Raw genomic sequence first — 17646 nt, forward strand, 5'->3', positions numbered from 1 at the left:
TAATTATGAAAAAAGTAAAACTTTTTAAGCCGTTTGTTTCATGGAGAGCTATTGTAAACGTGGTGCGTGTTTTGCTCTCTGATCAGCTAGCGGAGGGTCCACAAGTAAAGAGATTCGAAAAGGAATTTTCCGAAAAATTCGGACTTAAGAATGTTGTAGCTGTTAACTCCGGTACTACAGCGTTAGAGCTTGCTTACGAATTAGCTAAGATTGAGAAAGGGGACGAAGTAATTACAACAGTATTTACATGCACAGCAACCAATATACCTCTCATTCGTCGCGGAGCGAAAATTGTCTTTGCTGATATAGACAAAGATTTAAACATTAATATTGAAGACGTGAAAAATAAAGTTACTCCGAATACCAAAGCTATCGTATTTGTTCATTTCGGCGGGAACAATAGGGGACTTAAAGAATTAATAGAATTTTGTCGGGCTCGCTCAATAAAGTTAATCGAAGATGCAGCTCAAGCCGTTGGGAGTGATTTTTGGGGTAAAGCAGATTTCGCTTGTGTTTCTCTGCAGGCGATTAAAACACTTTCTAGTGGTGATGGAGGGTTTCTTATTTGTAAGAGTGATGAAGATTATAAAAAAGCTCGCAGACTTAGATGGTTTGGTTATGATAGAGACGAGAAACAGAAAAAAGGTGATATAGATCTTACTGAAGCGGGATATAAATATCATATGAATGATATCACAGCAGCAATCGGTCTTGGGAACCTATCTGTTATTGATAAAGTTATTAATCACAGAAAAAAGCTTATGAATATTTATTCAGAAGCTGGGCTGAACAGTCATATCTGGATGACTGCTGTGCTTGGTCGTGATTACGCTTCTTTATCAAAGAGGCTTAAGGAACACGGTTTTGAGACGGGTCAACATCATTATCGTAATGATAAGTATACTCTTTTCGGAGGCAGACAAAAACTTCCAGTTATGGATTCTATAGAAGATAATTATTTTTTTATTCCTATGCACCACGCTGTTTCAGTTAAGCAAGCGAAAAAGATAGTTTCTTTACTTCAATAATCTCTTAATTATATATTATCTAAAAGATGAAGACGGAAATCGAAAAAGAATATGGGGAACAAGAATATGTTCGCCATACAGCGCCATACAAAGCATATCTTCAAGCATTAGAAGCGGTATTTGATTGGACGATCGTCGATAGTTTTATAGACCTTGGTTGTAATAATGGCTGTTTGATCGAAGTTTTGCATAGAAAGTATCCACATATCGATATTTTAGGATTAGATTATTTTGAATGGGCGAAAAAGCACGCAGACGAATCCATTCGCGAAAATATTAAAAAGGCCGATTTGGGCTTACCATACAGTTTTGGAAAACAATATAGTATTGTTAATTGTTCAGAAGTTGGTGAGCACCTTCCGCCGAAGGTGGAGGACGTATTGATAGAAAATATAACCAAAGCGTCTAAAGATATAATTATATTGACATGGTCTAATGTTAAGATCAACTCTACCAGTAATAATCAACATGTTAATCCGCATTCCAGAAAATATGTAATATCGAAGCTTAAGCTTAAAGGATTTGGATATTGGGAGGAAGCTACAGATAAGATTATAAATATTTTAAGATTATCACTCGATGGAATTGGACATATGTGGTGGGCAGACAATATTATGGTATTTAAGAAGATTGTCTTTTTCCCTATTAAGTCGCGATACTTTATTCAGGGTATTAATACAAATAATGAATCCCATAAGAAAGACTTGTCACCAAACAGATTCTCTTCTTATGGAAGTAAGACATTGCAATTCGAATTAAAAGAGCTTACCGACAAGATCAGATATTGTGTTGCAAATAGAATAAAACTTAGTATTTTACGTGCAAGTGATGGTGATTATTTTTTCTTAAAAAAAATACCTATAGGAAGTGCTAGTCCTGGAAGAAGGGCGCTTACTATTGCTTATGAAGATATAAATATAGACTTGTTTAGGTCTTCATTTTGGCATAATGATGTCATTACCTTTAATCTTGGACCAGGAACGATTACCTCATGGAGGAGTTTTATAATGACAGAGTTACCCGTAAAGATTCTTGGTAAGATTTTTAAGAGGGGATTTCATTTATTAAATAATAAGAAGATAAGATACGGTTTAAATCTAATATCAAGATATCTTACTTTTCTTAATATTCTACCTATAATCTCTGTCTGGCTGTATTCTTTCAAGAGGGGTTATGACTATTTTAGAAAAGCCTTCAGGCTTACCCTAGGCGATACTCCATCCTGCGAATCTGTCTATGCTCTCGTCACGACGAAATGGCTTTTTAATAATTTCAAAGATGAAATAGGTATAATTGCTGGTGACGAGAAATTGGAGCTTATAAAAGAACTAGCTAGTAGAAAAGCGTATTGCGAATATATAGGAATAGAATCCTTTTGTGATTATATTCCTGTCCCGCAAAAAGGCGCGGCTAATAATGTAGAGGCATTGGCTAAGTCGATGTCTGAAAAGGTTAGTAAGAGTAAAGCAAAGATATTTTTAGTCGGAGCGGGAAGTAGTAAAGTCGCTCTTATCCCTCTTTTACAGACTTATAGTGATGCCGTCTTTATAGATGTCGGAGCCGGCATAGATGCTTTAGCCGGAATTGTGTGCCAAGATCGTCCTTATTTTGCAGATTGGATAAATTACCGCATAAAAGACAGAGATTATTCAAAGATCGATTTTATGGATAAGGGCAATCCAGCATGGAATAATCCTGTTTACAAAGTGGTGACCATATCTTGATTTTATTGATAGATCTTTTTTAGTTTATTTTCTTTAGTATACAGATATGTAAATCTCCAACGAACCACCCCTTCTCAATTAAGAAATCATCCATCTTTTGAACCACGTCTTTTATTATTCTTGGCGACTTACTCCAACTGTTTTGCAATCCCGGTAATGCAGCAAAGTTTCTGAAGTATAATATCTCTAAATCTTTTCTGTCATACAACTCTTTATAATCGTCTGCAGAAGATATAGATTCAAACGGGGAGGTATTGTGAGAATGAGCAACTGATTCTGCGAATTTCATACTGAATAAAATACATGGAATTCTATAGAATAGTATTTTTAATAATTCTTTGATATTTAATTTAAATATTGCATGAGGTAGTCTGTTTAGGATTGAATATAGGAAGGCGTTTGTTTTTAATTGTATAGCTTGATGAACCCAGGTGTCATTGATTATAATAACCCCCTTTTCTTTTAGTAGATTATCAATACAGTATCTTAAGGTATTAAGCGGATCTACCAAGTGGTGTAAGGTGCCTTGAGTGATTATACAATCAAATTTTTGATAGAATTTGATTCTGTCTATTTTATTCAAATCTCCCCGTAATACTATGCTTTTATGGTTGTATCTTTTCTCTAAATTATCATTTAATGATATATCTATTGAGGTTATGTCTTTTACTCCACTTAGATTTATAATTTCATTGGTTAACCAGCCATCAGCGCTTCCTAATTCCAAAACACTTATATTATTTCCACATTTCCTAATATATTCCAACATGAGTTCAGTCGTGCCTCTTCTATAAGTTTGGTAAGGGGCCGACTCTTTTCTCTCTTTAAAACCGCTTCCATCTTCTGAACCTTTATACCTACTCCAGATTTCTATCTCTTTTTTAAGTAAGTCATCATACTCCTTGGAGTTTACCGTCATCTTGTCTTTATTATATCTTTCCATATTTTCTATTACTTAAAAATCCAGATTCTATTTTAATCCAATCTACAGGAGTAATATCTGCTTCCTTGTGTTTATTATGCCAAACCTTCGGACAGACAACAGTCTTCCCTTGATTTTGATTAAGCCAAGCACCCCACCAACTAAATGAACTATTGGCAATAATGTTATTTCTGCTTTTCGACATTAATAACAAATCTATAAATGGTTTATTAATATTTGAATGAATCACAGTATATTTAAGGTCTTTTGGTAGTATTTTTTTTGCATAGTCTTCATCTTCACAAAATACAAAAAAGTTTGGACTCATTATTTTTTCTTTGATTATAGACACCGCTTTCGAGTAGTATTCACCATTACAGATATCTCTGACTTCAGGTATTTTTAAATAATCACCAGCTCTTACGTGAATTGAAACAGACTCCCCTAGAGACATCTTTTGCTCAATGGATAGGGAATAGTCATCAAGCGTTTCTTTTGGCTGGAATTCCTTTAAAAGTATATCTCTGATATCATCAAAATAATTGAGGTTTTGCCAGTAGCCGTCAAAATATAAACTTCTATTGATCTCGAAGACATTTTTCTCAAAAGCGAAAGATTTTACCTCTTGGATATAGTTATTAGAAAACCTCCAAACACCTTTAAAAATAGAAGCTATTTTCTTCAGTAATATATTTCTGGGAAATAGCGTATTAATGATCTCATCTTTTGTAGCAGTATCTATATTAGTCAGATAATTTATTATCTCCAATTTTCTGTGATTTTGTTTATCGAAAAAACTTATATCAAACTTTAATTTTCGTCCAGTTTTAATGGAGACACTTTTACCGAAAGCATATTGGAACATTTGATTTCCCAAACCTCCAGAAAGTCTAACAATAATCATCTTTATATTTTCTTATCTGTTCTACCCAGTAATCCATCCGTAGCGCAGGACAGGCTGTCTTAGAAGATAGTTCAACGAAGATTTGTTCGAATTCCTTTTCTGTCACATCTTTTAATTTATCCCATTTTTCAATCACCATAAGCGGTATTCCGATACTTTTCCAATATTCAGTTGGTATAGAGGCTTCAACTATCGGTATAGATTTAAGATATATGGTTTCCCATGTTCTATGACAATCGAGCCCATTTCCTGGGGGTGATATGATGAATTTATATTTTGATATCTTTTTTAAATAGTCTTCTTTTGAAATAGTCTCTTTTTCGATTTCTGATAAGGTATCAGCAAGATTTATTTTTTTTACTTCCTCTAATATAGGTATTCTTTTTTTAAAGTTTGTCCTAACCCAGAAACTGTAAAACAGTCTGGTGATTTTGTTTTTTTCATCAGAATATTTTTTAATAGAATTTATAATTATGTTTTTCTTATCGCCAATACGGCTATCGATTCCTATTGGTATCGGAGTTATCTTTTTGTGCTCAAACAATAAGTTTTCTGCAAACCAGTGTATTACCTTGTTATCATCTGCCAGTGATTTCATCTCTTCACTTACACCCATATCTTCATTGTGGGAGATAAGTATGTACGGATTATCAATCAGGGGATTAATCTTTGATGAAAATTCTTTTAGGAAGTTTGTCCTTACAAAAATAATGTCACCCCTGCTTACATCTTTAGGGTCAAAGTCCATCGATTCATCGAAAATATGTTGCGCTAGATTACGAAAAGAATCTCCGGATATATATGGATAACTGGTTGGTCTTTGTGTTTTTAACGCTTTGTTTAAATATCTCCTTACTTTTGTTTTTAATTCTAATAGCATAAGATTTTTTTAATTTTAGAAGTCGTAAAGATAAAAGCAAAAGGGATTGAATATGATATAAAAGTAGCGAATGCTGCTCCTGCCATACCATATTTTGGTATGAGGAATATATTTAGTATGACATTTATTGACATACCAAGAAAGGATGAGAAAAATAGAGTCTTTTTGTAATTTTCTGCCACAAGATAATAGTTGGCAAGCATATTTAAAGATGTGGAAATATTACTCCAAATATATATTTGAAGTATCAATACTGCTCCGATAAATGCCGGACCGAAGATTATCTTTATTATTAATTCAGCTAGTAGTGTAGTCGGTATGGCAATTATTATAGAAAGAATTAATAATATCAGACCCAGCTTTTTAATTCTCCTATAATAAATTTCTTCAGATATTTTCTTGGCATTTATAATCGCCGGAAACATCGAAGAGACTATTATATTTGGCACGAGATACCAGACTTCAGATAGTCTAACTGCGGCATCATATAGACCGACGGATTTTGCATCCATCATATTTTTTATCATAATCTGGTCAATTCTAGAATATATTAAAGCAAAGGCAGATGAAAAGATGAGTGGCCAAGAATCATGAAGTATTTTCTTTGCCACTTCTTTACTAAAGGACCACTCTGAAATCATTTTATAGAGTTTTGTTCGATAGTATAGAAGCCCGACAGCATAAAAGATTGATTCTAAAAGTAGAACAAATGCCAGATATATAACTCCTTTTCCAAAGACCAAAACTAATATCTTTAATATGTTCAGAATTATTGTTACATATAAAGATAGGAGTGAAGGATATTTTGATTGAACGTTTGCTTGAAATTCATTACTAATTATATTAAAAGAATTGAAAATGAAACTAATACTTAGTAAAAATATTAGAAATAAGGAGACATCTTTAGGAGAAAACCACAGAGCAAATGTCGAGCAGAGGATTATAGCTAGGATAGATGCTCCCAACCTAAGCCCCAAAGCTGAACCCATGTATAAATTCCTTTTTTCTGGATATTGAATTAAATCTCTGTATAGTACCTGATCGATTCCAAGGACGGCGATAAAAGAGAATATGGACACAAAACTAACTGCATAGCTTAACTCTCCATAGTTTGTTGGACCCAAATGTCTTGCGATATAGATAGTGGCTAAAAGGGAGACAGCCATACTTCCTATTTTTGCTAGAAACATCCAGCTCATATTTTTGAAATATTTCTGAAATCCAACGTGTTTCCATTTCTCTACTATGTAATTCCAAGAAAGAGTCTGCATAAATTTGATTAGGTAAATATTACCATTTTTGTGCTATAATGCCACTTGCGAAAATTTATTTTTTATTAATAATAAAAATACTTGTCCTGTTATAAAATACGGACAAACGTTGGTAAGCTTAATGTGGCAGGTAATTTATTATAGTGTATCATTAGAATAGTAAAATAATTAATAGCTTTAAATTTTATAACTGGGATGACAAATACGAATATAAATAATATTGTTAAGTATGCGATTTTCACGGGCCTCTGGGCTGTGCTTTTGATACCATTTTATGTGGCGAATACAATGTTTTTTCCTTATATCGTTGGAAAAAACTTTGCTTTCAGAATAATCATTGAAATAATTTTCGCTCTCTGGGTATATCTTGCCTTTATTGACGTGAAATACAGACCGAAATGTTCAATAGTTTTGAGGACGACAATAATCTTTACAGCGATAATGTTTCTAGCAGATATTCTTGCCGTCGCGCCGGTAAAAGCTTTCTGGAGCAACTTTGAGAGAATGGACGGATGGATTACTTTGATACATTTACTTATGTATCTATTAGTCTTTGGTTCTGTAATGAAAACAGAAAAGCTTTGGTTGTGGTTCTTCAGATCGTCTTTGGCTATGAGTGTTGTTATGATTTTGTTTGTTACAAAAGAATGGCTTTCAACTGGAGCAACTAGAGTCTCCGTAACTCTCGGCAATCCAATCTATGTTGCTATTTTATTTCTCTTCAATTTTTTCTTTGCACTGATTCTGCTTTATAAAGACGTAATCATTTTAAAGACAAATAGTTTAAGACCATGGTTAGAGATTTTTAAATCCTGGCTGACATATGTATATCTTATAATTGCATTTCTCTGTGTTTTCGGTATCTGGAGAACAAGCACTAGGGGTGTAATACTCGGTCTCCTTGGGGGACTCTTTGTTTCGGCTTTGATGATTGCGATCTTTGAGAAAAAAGACAAAATAATGAGGAAAGTTGCAATCGGAGGGGTTGTTGCCATTGTCGTCATTATTGTTGGATTCTTTGCTATTAAGAATACTGAATTTGTTAAAAATAATGCAACACTAAGTAGGCTTGCAGCGATTTCTTGGCAAAATGTAAACGGGCAAGGACAAGCAAGACAATATGTCTGGCCAATGGCATTCCAGGGTGTAAAAGAAAAGCCCATTTTAGGTTGGGGACAAGACGGGTTTAATTATGTTTTTAACAAATATTATGATCCTAGAATGTATGCCCAAGAACAATGGTTTGATAGGGCTCATAATATGCCGATTGACATACTCGTGGCTGGTGGAATACTTGGTCTTATCTCTTATCTCAGCATTTTTGTCGCAGCACTTTGGTTGATTTGGAAGAGGAGAGAAAGGCTTGGTATTACAGACGCAGCACTTCTGGTCGGAGTCTTGGCTGGGTATTTTTTTCAAAATCTTTTCGTCTTTGATAATTTAATTAGTTATATCTTGTTTTTTGTAGTACTAGCGTATTTACATTCAAGTGATACAGAAAATGATACAGAGAAAGATAATGGAAAAAACTACCATATTAATCAGGAATTAATAAACTATATTGTTGCTCCTTTGTTGGTGGTCATCCTCGGTGTTTCATTTTGGTATCTAAATTATAAACCGATTTCTGCAAACTTAAATTTGATACGAGCATTACAACCTTTAGAAGGAGGGCTTTCTGTAAATCTAGATCTTTTTAAGAAAATCTTGTCCTCCGAATCAGTCGGTACACCTGAGATCAGAGAGCAACTCCTAAGTGTCGTTCCGAGAATTGTCTCCATAAACGTGGATCAGAAGATTAAGCAAGATTTTGTTGAATTAGCATACAATGAAATACAAAAACAAGTGGCCGAAACTCCAAACGATGCAAGGTATCAATTCTTTGCAGGACAGTTTTTGGCGAATCTAGGACAGTATCAAGAATCTTTACAATATTTTCAAAAAGCAGTTGAACTTTCACCCACAAAGCTAACCATGTTATCTGATTTATCCAAGACATTGGCTTACGTTGGAGATAAAAAGCAAGCGCTAGAAGTAGCAAAGAGGGCTTATGATCTGATGCCAGAATATGTTGATGTGAAAATAGGTTATATTTTTGCTCTTATAATAAATGGGGATGAAAAGGCGGCAAAAGATTTGTTGGGTGCTACAACCACAACAGATGAGAGGATAGTCAGGGCATATCTTATAAATGCCTCGGATTACCTAAGAAAAGGAGATAAATGGAGTGCTGTGGCGGAAGTAGAGAAGGCGATTAAGATATCCCCCAATTTTGAAGCACAGGGAAGGGGTGTGATAGATGGCATTTGGAAAGGGGAGATCAAGGAATAAAGTATAGGAGAAAGATTTTTAAAAAGCGGAACGGTGGCTATTTCTAGCCGTAGTTCCGCTTTTCCTTTTAAATTTGCTTTATTTCTTATAATATGCTATACTTCCCACTGTGAGTGCTAGCATCAGCGATGGCGCTGGCTCGAACGAATGTCTGCGTATGACCCCACTTTGTGGGGTTTTACGTTGTCCCAAAAAGCTCGCTCGGGCGTGCCTTTATGAGGGTACGGATTTTTTGAAGCTTAAAAAATCCTGAAGTTTTCGCGCCAGTCGCGCTCAAAACCCCCTCATAAAGGCACGCCCTCGCTCACCCACGAACGAAATCAAGCTGGAATGAAAGGTGTGAGTTTGATATAATAACAGAGGATTGTTCCCAGTCACGACCGGCGGTTGCACTCATATAAGACATTAGTTTTGGAGTTAGCCCCCGCCGGTCTTGAGTCGGAGCAATCTTTTTCCCCATGGAAATTAAAAAGTTTGTAAATCTTTCAAAATATTCTACTTTCAAGATCGGCGGAGACGCGCGGTTTTTTTGTGAAGTTTCAAATGAAGCTGAGCTTAAAGAAGCTTTGGCTTTTGCAGAAAAAGAAAATCTACGTTTTTTTATTCTAGGCAATGGTTCCAATCTTTTGATATCAGATTTAGGTTTTGATGGATTTATTATAAAAAATAATATTAAAAGTTTGAATATTGAATCGGAGAATTCCGATGAAGTGGTTATTTCCGCCGGTGCAGGGGAGGACTGGGCCGACTTTGTAAAATACTCTATAAATGAAAATCTTTCGGGCGTAGAAAATCTTTCGGGAATACCAAGTTCTGTCGGAGCTTCGGCGGTGCAGAATATTGGTGCCTACGGTGTGGAAGCAAAAGATATTATAGCTTGTGTGGAGGGTTTAGATGCAAATAACGGAGAGAGCTTTTTATTGAAAAATAGAGAATGCAATTTTAACTATCGCGATAGTATTTTTAAGAAAAACAAGAATTTGATAATTACAAAAGTCTATTTCAATCTAGGAAGAAAGTTTATGCCGAAAATAGAATATCCGGATTTAAAAAAGGTTTTTGAAGGAGAGAAAAAACTTACACCCAAAATGATTGGCGAAGCTATAATCAAAATCCGCAAAGAAAAACTTCCAGATTTGGAAAAATACGGCACAGCCGGCTCGTATTTCAAAAATCCAGTAATTACTGAAGAAAAATATTTAGAAATTGCAAAAAAATATCCGGAATTACCCAAATTTCCATCAGGAGAAGGCTTTGCAAAAATTCCACTTGGATATGTGCTCGATAAAATCTGCGGTCTCAAAGGTTTTCGACAAGGCAACGCCGGATTTTATGAAAAACAGGCTCTGATTCTTGTGAATTTTGATGGAGCAAAGAGCATCGATATTATTGCTCTTGAAAATCTTGCAAAAAAGATGGTAAAAGCAAAACTCGGTATTGATATAGAAGCAGAGGTGGAGAAAATCTAAAGTAAATTGTTCTATTGACAGATATTTATTTTCGTGTATAAAGATATACAGAAGTGAGGTCAAAAAGAGCTCATAAAAACCGTGGCAAAAGCCACACTGTTCTTAGACAAGGAGAAAATAATGCAAACGAATAATGCAGTTGAGAACGTTCGATGTATGAAAATTATCTTCAATGAAGGCAAGCCAGAAATCGACGGTGCCACACTGAAGGTTCAGTGGCTTTTCGGCAAAGAAACTGCCGAAAAAGTGCCGACGCATATTTTGGCAATGGATCTTAAGCCCTATGCCATCTTAAACATCAAGTCCGATGGTTATGCATGGGATTCATATTCACCGAGAAAGGTCTTTAAGATCGCTGACACGATGGGCTTCTGGCAATTCAACCGTCCTGGAAAACACAAGATTTTATTTGTGGCCTTGAGGGTGGAAGATTGCCAAAAAGAAGACTTCTCTTTGAAAGTCTTGTCATGCTCGGACGGCGGAAATTATGGTAACCCGCTGTTTGTGGATGAGAAGAATGGCGAAATCGCAATTCGGCGAGTTCAAGAAAATCTCCCGGCAACAGTGATTTGTTGCCTTAATATGGAGATAGATATTCCAGAAGTGTTTTTTGCCAAGAAGCCGACATCGGCTATCGGTAAAGCTTTTTGGAATTATTCTGTTCCTCGTGAACGTGGTGGTGATCCAGATGATGAATGCGAATATAGGGGTTATTGGTTTAAGCGTCTTATACCCAAACTCGTATTCCATGTACCGACACGCATACTGATTGGGCTTTTCATCACAAGTCTTCTCACCTTGGTAAGGTTTAGTGCTTTCTTTTTTGGCTGGCGCCCATGTCTTTTGAGTGGACTCGGAGAACTCTGGAACTTCAATAGCAGAATCCTTGGCATAAAATTTGGTAAGGATGACTTCAGGATTTTATTTCTGGAGGAGTGCGACCATGACAGACCTAGATGCAAGAGGTATATGGATTTACTTGAACGATACCGTGTCTGGAGTGTGAAGGAAAATCCAAAAGACGAAAGTGAAGTGGTCCTTGTAAAGATGCCTTTTGCCCCATGGCATTTGGCCGTCTTTGGTCTTATCGTGTGGGCATTTTGGGGTAGTAGCGATAAGATCGGGATTACAAATCTGTTGAAGATCAGTGTCTTTTGGAGTTCTCTGCTTGTTGGGTGGATACTGTTGATGGTTTTCTTTGCCCGTTTGGTCCCAGCACTTCTCGGCAAAGAGAGCAAGATCTATCCAAAATTATCCGAAAGGATGAAAGGGTATTGGTCTCGTCGGCGAGCTGAAAGGCAGAAAGCCCGCGCAGAAGCAGGACAAAAGCGGAAGGAAGCTGAAGCTATTGTTTCCATGAACAGGCATAAGCAGTATGCGTTGTGGTTGAAGAATAATCTATTGGTAGGTAAAACCTCGCCAGTGGGGAATTCTACATCAACGCCGTTCTCGAATAAGGGTGTTGTGAAGTTGAAAGCAAGCTTCTGGGCACTCAAGGCTCGTGTTTGCAAGCCGTATCCGAAGGGGTAAGGTTGTCGGTTCAGGGCTCCGCAGAGCGACATGTGTCGCCCGCGGAGCCCTTTTTCTTAGTTTTTTTTCTAAATTATGCTATTATGCATTCATGTTTCTATCAAAGATTTTTGGTGACAGACATACACGATATATAAAGACACTTCAGCCGATTGTTGAGAAAATCGGTTCTTTTGAGCTATCACTGAAAGCTCTTTCGGATGAGGCTCTGAAAGCCAAGACTTTAGAATTCAGATCAAGAATTGAGAAAGGCGAGACGCTCGATGATATTTTGCCGGAAGCTTTTGCCTGCGTACGAGAAGCGGCGGTAAGAACTCTCAAACAAAGACATTTTGATGTTCAGCTTGTCGGAGGAATTATCTTACATAGAGGAAATATAGCCGAAATGAAGACAGGAGAAGGTAAAACTCTCGTGGCGACTTTACCAGTTTATCTGAATGCACTTTCGGGAAAAGGCGTGCATGTTGTGACTGTAAACGACTATCTTTCAAGAAGAGATGCTGTTTGGATGGGACAGATTTACAATGCACTCGGACTTTCTGTCGGTGTTATAAATCACGAGGCATCGTATCTTTATGATCCGGCTCACAAAGAGCTTGATGAAAAAAGAGATGAGCTCGGCGCATTCAAAGTTATGCACGAATTCTTGAGACCTTGCACGAGAAAAGAATCATACAATGCGGATATTACTTATGGTACGAACAATGAATTTGGTTTTGATTATTTACGAGACAATATTGAATATAATTTGGCGGATTTAAGGCAAAGAGATTACAATTTTGCGATTGTAGACGAGGTAGACTCTATTTTAATAGATGAGGCGAGAACCCCTCTTATTATTTCCGCACCAACAGCGGAATCGGGGGACTTTTATGGTCTGTTTGCGAGAATTGTTCGTGATTTTGTAAAAGACGTGGATTTTACTGTAGAAGAAAAACATAAGGCAATACAACTTACAGATGCGGGTATTAACAAAGCAGAGAAAGCACTCAATGTAGATAATATTTATACAGACGGAGGTATAAAATATGTGCATCACCTTGAAACTGCCGTGAGAGCTAAGGCACTCTTTGAATTAAATAAAGACTATGTCATTCGGGAAGAGGAGGTAGTAATAGTGGATGAATTCACAGGAAGACTTCAACCAGGTAGAAGATGGTCAGAAGGTTTGCATCAGGCGATTGAAGCAAAAGAAAATGTAAAAGTACAGAAAGAATCGCGTACATTTGCGTCTATTACATTCCAAAATTATTTCAGAATGTATAAGAAACTTTCCGGTATGACAGGCACCGCCATCACTTCTTCCGAAGAATTTTTCAAGGTATATCACATGGATACTATTCCCGTACCGACAAATAAATTAGTTGATAGAAAAGATTTGAATGACTTTATCTTTCAAACAGAGAATGGAAAATTTAAGGCTCTTGCAAGAAAAGTAAAAGAGCTGAATAGACTTGGTCAGCCAGTGCTTATCGGAACTGTTTCAATAGAAAAAAATGAAGTCCTTTCGGAATATTTGAAGAAAGAAGGGGTTCCACACAATGTATTGAATGCCAAAAATCACGAAAAGGAAGGTGAAATAGTGGCACAAGCAGGAAAACTCGGTGCGGTAACTGTCGCTACTAATATGGCAGGAAGAGGTGTGGACATAAAGCTCGGTGGTGTGCCGTTTGATCAATCTACTTATGAGAAAGTAAAATCTCTCGGTGGGCTTTACGTAATAGGTACGGAAAGACATGAAGCGAGGAGAATAGATAATCAACTTCGAGGGAGATCTGGAAGGCAGGGCGATCCCGGTACAACCCAATTTTTCGTATCGATGGAGGATTCTTTGATGAGAATTTTTGCTTCGGATACCGTGAAGAAAATGATGGGAAGATTTGGAATACCCGAAGACGAACCGATTGAGAATTATCTCATCACAAAATCGCTTGAAAATGCACAAGAAAAAATCGAAGGTTTTAACTTTGATTCTAGAAAGCATGTCTTGGAATATGACGATGTTTTGAATTTCCAGAGAAAGACTGTCTATGAAAGAAGAAGGAAAATTCTTGTGGGAGGTATTGATGCTGTGAAAGAAAAGCTGGCAGAGATTGCAACTGATGAAGAATCAGAGAAGATTATCAATGAAAAGATAAAACAATTCGGCGAAGCGGAATTCTACAGAGTGATGAGAGTGATAATGCTTCAGGCCATAGATATGTTTTGGGTGGATCATTTGGAAATGATGGACTATTTGCGTGGAAGCGTGAATCTTCGCGCTTATGGTCAGAGAGATCCTCTCGTAGAATATAAGAAAGACGGCTTGCGACTTTTCAAAGAAATGCAAATAGCTATAAATGAGCAAGTATTGAAACTTCTACCACATGTCGGAGCAGGAGCATTCCAAGCTGAAGAAGAAAAACTGAAAGAAACTCAAAAGCATATGAAGGTCGCGGGTGCGGAAGGTAAGACAGATAGTATAGCTGCGCCAGTTCGTTCCGGAGATAAAGTCGGAAGAAATGATCCATGTCCTTGTGGAAGTGGGAAGAAATATAAACATTGTCATGGAAAAGATAAATAAAAAAGGGTATAATCATTATATTAAAAGCGAAGATTAAATTTTATGATAAGAATAGTAGTTAGATTTTTTGATAGGTTAGAAGACAGGGTGAGAGGTAGACTCAGCCACAGGTCTATTATTTATGGCTTTATCGGTGGTATGTCTCTTGTGCTTTTCTGGCGCGGGGTTTGGCACACTGGAGATATTCTTATGGAAAAGGGAGGTATTTTGGGTTGGCTTTTCTATGAGCCACACACTATTGTCTGGACATCTATCATTCTCCTTATGACCGGGCTTTTTGTTTCCCTTACTATCGGAGATAGGATTATTCTTTCCGGTATAAAGCACGAGAAGAAAGTCGAAGAGAAAACAGAATCAGAGATAAAGGGCGAGGAAAGTGAAATACAACAACTCAATAAAAAAGTTGAAGGTCTTTATAGAGAGATTTCCGAAATAAAAGATTTACTCAAAAAATAATGTTTTGGAATAAAAAAGTAACAATAGCTACTCATAGTGGTAATTTTCACCCTGACGATGTCTTTTCTGTCGCGGTCCTTTCGATGATTTACAAGGGGAGAATAAAAGTTATAAGATCGAGAGATCCTGAAGTGTATTCAAAAGCAGATTTTGTTATAGATATTGGTTTTGAGCACAATCCTGATACAAATAGATTTGATCACCACCAAGAAGGTGGCCCGGGAGCCAGACCAAACGGCATAAAATATTCTTCCATCGGCCTTCTATGGAAAAAATACGGTGTGCAAGTCTGCGGGAGCGAAAGAATAGCAAAAATCTTAGATGAGAGATTGATACAGCTTATAGATGCTGAAGATGAGAAAGTTGATTTATATGATTTCAAAATAAAAGGTGTAAAACCATTCCCCCTTATCAATTTTATTTATGATCTTACGCCGACATGGAAAGACAAAATCTCTCTAGATGAGGCCTTTATGAAAGCTGTTGATTTTGCAAAGGAGGTCTTAGAAAGGGAGATAAAATTACAGAAAGACGAAGAAGAGGCGAGATGTATAGTAGAAAAAGCTTACTTAAATTCCTCGGATAAAAGGATAATAATATTGGAAAACCCATATATGCCGAAAAGTATATTGATGGAGTATCCTGAACCCCTTTTTGTTATAAGACCGGAAAAGGATGGTCCATATTGGAGAGTGGGGACACTGGATATCGAGAAAAATTCTTATGATCACGGAGTTAGGAAAAACTTTCCTCAAAACTGGTGGGGCAAAAAGAGAGAAGAGCTGGTAGAGATCACTGGTGTGGAAGATATAGTATTTTGTAGAAATGGCGGAATTTTTGCTGGAGCACAAAGCAAAGAAGGTGCTATCAAAATGGCACAGTTGGCTTTGGAAAAATAGGGGCGATTTTCGGTATTACGAATAGTCCACTTTTTGCCTTGACACTCTTTTTTGTGGTGGTATTATGGACGCTTCCGTTTCTTTCTGTGTAGAAAGGGCGGGATTTGTTCTTTCGTAAGTAGTGGCCAAATAACAAGGAGATAGCATGGCTACAGCAGTGCAAGAGAGTGAAGTGGAAGTGTTGCCGAAGTTTATAATGGATATCGATCCAGAAAAATTTCGGGGGCGCTTGGCGTTTGTGATGGCGTCTGGTCGGATTAATGATTTTGGGATAGCCTCCCACGATACTGGTCAGACTTTGCACGTCGTCGTCCTCGATGCTGAAAGCAACGGTGGAACGATTCATCCGTCTGTGCGCGGATGGCAACTCAAGGACCGTAATTCGTCTGCGGTGTGGGTGTTTAAACACCGACTCCGCCCTCTCACCACGAGGGAGAAAGTGGCTCTGAAAAACGTCCATGAAAAACTGGAGCAAGGAATTGTCCCAGAAATTCATGAATTGCCCTCATGGCTACTCTCTCAATAAACGTACACGAGAAATCATGTACAAACGCCCTGACCATTTTCGTACGGTCAGGGCGTGTTTTAATATATTTTTCTGTATTTTTCTCCCTTTTTATGTTAAAGTCATTAAATAATTTAAGCGTATGGCATTTGTAGACGAATTAAAACTTCATATTAAAGCAGGTCATGGGGGAGATGGCGTGGTGCGTTGGCGACATGAAAAGGGTCGCGAATTTGCTGGTGCTTCCGGTGGCAATGGTGGAAAGGGCGGAGATATCTATATTAGAGCTGTCCGTGATATTGGCATACTTGCAAGATATAAAAACTCAAAAGAATTTTTGGCGCAAAACGGTGCTTCTGGGCAAAGAGATAGTATGCACGGCAGAGATGGCGATGATCTTACTATAAACTTACCGATTGGCTCTGTAATTACAAACTTGGAAACAAGAGAGAAATTTAATCTTGATACTGATGAGCAGATTATAAAAATTTTGAATGGTGGAAAGGGCGGGCTTGGCAATGAATATTTCAAATCTTCCACAAATGTTTCTCCAGAACAGCAGACGGATGGCAAAAGGGGAGAAGAAGCGGATTTTGAAATAGAAGTAGAGCTTGTTGCAGACGCTGGCTTTATCGGCCTTCCAAATGCAGGGAAATCAAGCTTACTCAATGAGCTTACAAATGCACATTCCAAAGTCGGAGCGTATCAATTTACAACACTTGAACCGGCACTTGGCGCAATGCGTGGTTTTGTGCTTGCCGATATTCCTGGGCTTATAGAGGGTGCTTCAGAGGGTAGGGGTTTGGGTCATAAATTTCTTAGACATATAAAAAGGACAAAGATTTTGCTTCACTGCCTTTCGCTTGAAGATGAAGTTCTGGTGAAGAATTATAAAGTTATAAGAAAGGAGCTCAAAGATTATAGTGAGGAGCTTGCGGAGAAGAAAGAGATTGTGATTTTGACAAAGACTGATTTGGTAGATGCCAAAAAGCTTTCTGCAGCAAAAAAGAAAATAGAAAAATTAAATAAAAATATTTTGACCGTTACCGTTTACGATAATGATTCTATAAAAGAGTTGGGGGATAAATTGATTAAGATTCTTAGGGCAGAGAAATAGGGCGGTTTTGCACGGGGTCCTGGTACCTTATACTTTTTGAAAACCGC

14 protein-coding genes are annotated in these 17646 nt (G+C 37.2%); 10 read left to right on the forward strand and 4 right to left on the reverse strand.

From position 1 onward, the window contains the following. Window positions 1–5 precede the first annotated feature (5 nt). Together WC631_00115 and WC631_00120 are read left to right on the forward strand one after the other, a co-directional pair. Complete coding sequence (locus WC631_00115) at window positions 6–1028, forward strand: aminotransferase class V-fold PLP-dependent enzyme (protein ID MFA6226878.1); 1023 nt, start codon at window positions 6–8, stop codon at window positions 1026–1028. Between the two features lie 26 nt (window positions 1029–1054). Next, window positions 1055–2752 (forward strand): class I SAM-dependent methyltransferase, encoded by a 1698-nt coding sequence (locus WC631_00120; protein MFA6226879.1) that lies wholly within the window; start codon window positions 1055–1057, stop codon window positions 2750–2752. 19 nt (window positions 2753–2771) lie between these two features. Here WC631_00120 and WC631_00125 read toward each other — a convergent pair whose 3' ends face one another. The 4 genes from WC631_00125 to WC631_00140 are packed head-to-tail and all read right to left on the reverse strand — an operon-like array spanning window position 2772 to window position 6729. After that, a complete protein-coding gene (locus WC631_00125; GenBank protein MFA6226880.1) occupies window positions 2772–3695 on the reverse strand; it encodes a class I SAM-dependent methyltransferase in 924 nt (307 codons plus the stop codon). After that, complete coding sequence (locus WC631_00130; GenBank protein ID MFA6226881.1) at window positions 3682–4578, reverse strand: alpha-1,2-fucosyltransferase; 897 nt, start codon at window positions 4576–4578, stop codon at window positions 3682–3684. The genes WC631_00125 and WC631_00130 overlap by 14 nt, the downstream gene beginning before the upstream one ends. Beyond that, a complete protein-coding gene (locus WC631_00135) occupies window positions 4565–5458 on the reverse strand; it encodes a hypothetical protein (GenBank protein MFA6226882.1) in 894 nt (297 codons plus the stop codon). Before WC631_00135 ends, WC631_00130 begins: the two co-directional genes overlap by 14 nt. After that, window positions 5449–6729 carry a flippase gene (locus WC631_00140; GenBank protein ID MFA6226883.1) on the reverse strand — a complete coding sequence of 427 codons (1281 nt, stop codon included), beginning with the start codon at window positions 6727–6729 and terminating at the stop codon, window positions 5449–5451. The genes WC631_00135 and WC631_00140 overlap by 10 nt, the downstream gene beginning before the upstream one ends. Window positions 6730–6924: 195 nt before the next feature. On the opposite strand from WC631_00140, the gene WC631_00145 reads away from it, so the two are divergent. The 8 genes from WC631_00145 (at window position 6925) to obgE (ending at window position 17599) form a co-directional block, all read left to right on the forward strand. Next, window positions 6925–9060, forward strand: coding sequence for an O-antigen ligase family protein (locus WC631_00145; protein MFA6226884.1), 2136 nt, complete (start codon window positions 6925–6927; stop codon window positions 9058–9060). A gap of 458 nt (window positions 9061–9518) precedes the next feature. Continuing rightward, window positions 9519–10529, forward strand: coding sequence for a UDP-N-acetylmuramate dehydrogenase (murB, locus tag WC631_00150; GenBank protein MFA6226885.1), 1011 nt, complete (start codon window positions 9519–9521; stop codon window positions 10527–10529). A gap of 81 nt (window positions 10530–10610) precedes the next feature. Then, window positions 10611–12059 carry a hypothetical protein gene (locus WC631_00155; protein ID MFA6226886.1) on the forward strand — a complete coding sequence of 483 codons (1449 nt, stop codon included), beginning with the start codon at window positions 10611–10613 and terminating at the stop codon, window positions 12057–12059. 91 nt (window positions 12060–12150) lie between these two features. Beyond that, window positions 12151–14622 carry a preprotein translocase subunit SecA gene (secA, locus tag WC631_00160; protein ID MFA6226887.1) on the forward strand — a complete coding sequence of 824 codons (2472 nt, stop codon included), beginning with the start codon at window positions 12151–12153 and terminating at the stop codon, window positions 14620–14622. A 42-nt stretch (window positions 14623–14664) separates the two neighbouring features. After that, on the forward strand, window positions 14665–15078 hold the full coding sequence (locus WC631_00165; GenBank protein ID MFA6226888.1) for a hypothetical protein: 414 nt from the start codon (window positions 14665–14667) through the stop codon (window positions 15076–15078). Then, window positions 15078–15977: an MYG1 family protein gene (locus tag WC631_00170; protein MFA6226889.1), complete on the forward strand. Its 900-nt coding sequence runs from the start codon at window positions 15078–15080 to the stop codon at window positions 15975–15977. Before WC631_00165 ends, WC631_00170 begins: the two co-directional genes overlap by 1 nt. A 145-nt stretch (window positions 15978–16122) precedes the next feature. Beyond that, complete coding sequence (locus WC631_00175) at window positions 16123–16503, forward strand: hypothetical protein (protein MFA6226890.1); 381 nt, start codon at window positions 16123–16125, stop codon at window positions 16501–16503. A 121-nt stretch (window positions 16504–16624) separates the two neighbouring features. Continuing rightward, window positions 16625–17599 (forward strand): GTPase ObgE, encoded by a 975-nt coding sequence (gene obgE, locus WC631_00180; protein ID MFA6226891.1) that lies wholly within the window; start codon window positions 16625–16627, stop codon window positions 17597–17599. The last annotated feature ends 47 nt before the right edge of the window (window positions 17600–17646 follow it).

This window comes from Candidatus Paceibacterota bacterium (genome assembly GCA_041663045.1).
Taxonomy (GTDB): domain Bacteria; phylum Patescibacteriota; class Minisyncoccia; order Phycocordibacterales; family GWA1-40-21; genus Bog-1340.

What these genes read in the sequence shown, in the direction of transcription:
- WC631_00170 (MFA6226889.1), top strand. Translation starts at nt 15,078, where the DNA reads ATGTTTTGGAATAAAAAAGTAACAATAGCTACTCATAGTGGTAATTTT.
- WC631_00165 (MFA6226888.1), top strand. Translation starts at nt 14,665, where the DNA reads ATGATAAGAATAGTAGTTAGATTTTTTGATAGGTTAGAAGACAGGGTG.
- WC631_00135 (MFA6226882.1), bottom strand. Translation starts at nt 5,458, where the DNA reads ATGCTATTAGAATTAAAAACAAAAGTAAGGAGATATTTAAACAAAGCG.
- WC631_00115 (MFA6226878.1), top strand. Translation starts at nt 6, where the DNA reads ATGAAAAAAGTAAAACTTTTTAAGCCGTTTGTTTCATGGAGAGCTATT.
- WC631_00175 (MFA6226890.1), top strand. Translation starts at nt 16,123, where the DNA reads ATGGCTACAGCAGTGCAAGAGAGTGAAGTGGAAGTGTTGCCGAAGTTT.
- WC631_00140 (MFA6226883.1), bottom strand. Translation starts at nt 6,729, where the DNA reads ATGCAGACTCTTTCTTGGAATTACATAGTAGAGAAATGGAAACACGTT.
- WC631_00130 (MFA6226881.1), bottom strand. Translation starts at nt 4,578, where the DNA reads ATGATTATTGTTAGACTTTCTGGAGGTTTGGGAAATCAAATGTTCCAA.
- murB (MFA6226885.1), top strand. Translation starts at nt 9,519, where the DNA reads ATGGAAATTAAAAAGTTTGTAAATCTTTCAAAATATTCTACTTTCAAG.
- WC631_00125 (MFA6226880.1), bottom strand. Translation starts at nt 3,695, where the DNA reads ATGGAAAGATATAATAAAGACAAGATGACGGTAAACTCCAAGGAGTAT.
- secA (MFA6226887.1), top strand. Translation starts at nt 12,151, where the DNA reads ATGTTTCTATCAAAGATTTTTGGTGACAGACATACACGATATATAAAG.
- WC631_00120 (MFA6226879.1), top strand. Translation starts at nt 1,055, where the DNA reads ATGAAGACGGAAATCGAAAAAGAATATGGGGAACAAGAATATGTTCGC.
- obgE (MFA6226891.1), top strand. Translation starts at nt 16,625, where the DNA reads ATGGCATTTGTAGACGAATTAAAACTTCATATTAAAGCAGGTCATGGG.
- WC631_00145 (MFA6226884.1), top strand. Translation starts at nt 6,925, where the DNA reads ATGACAAATACGAATATAAATAATATTGTTAAGTATGCGATTTTCACG.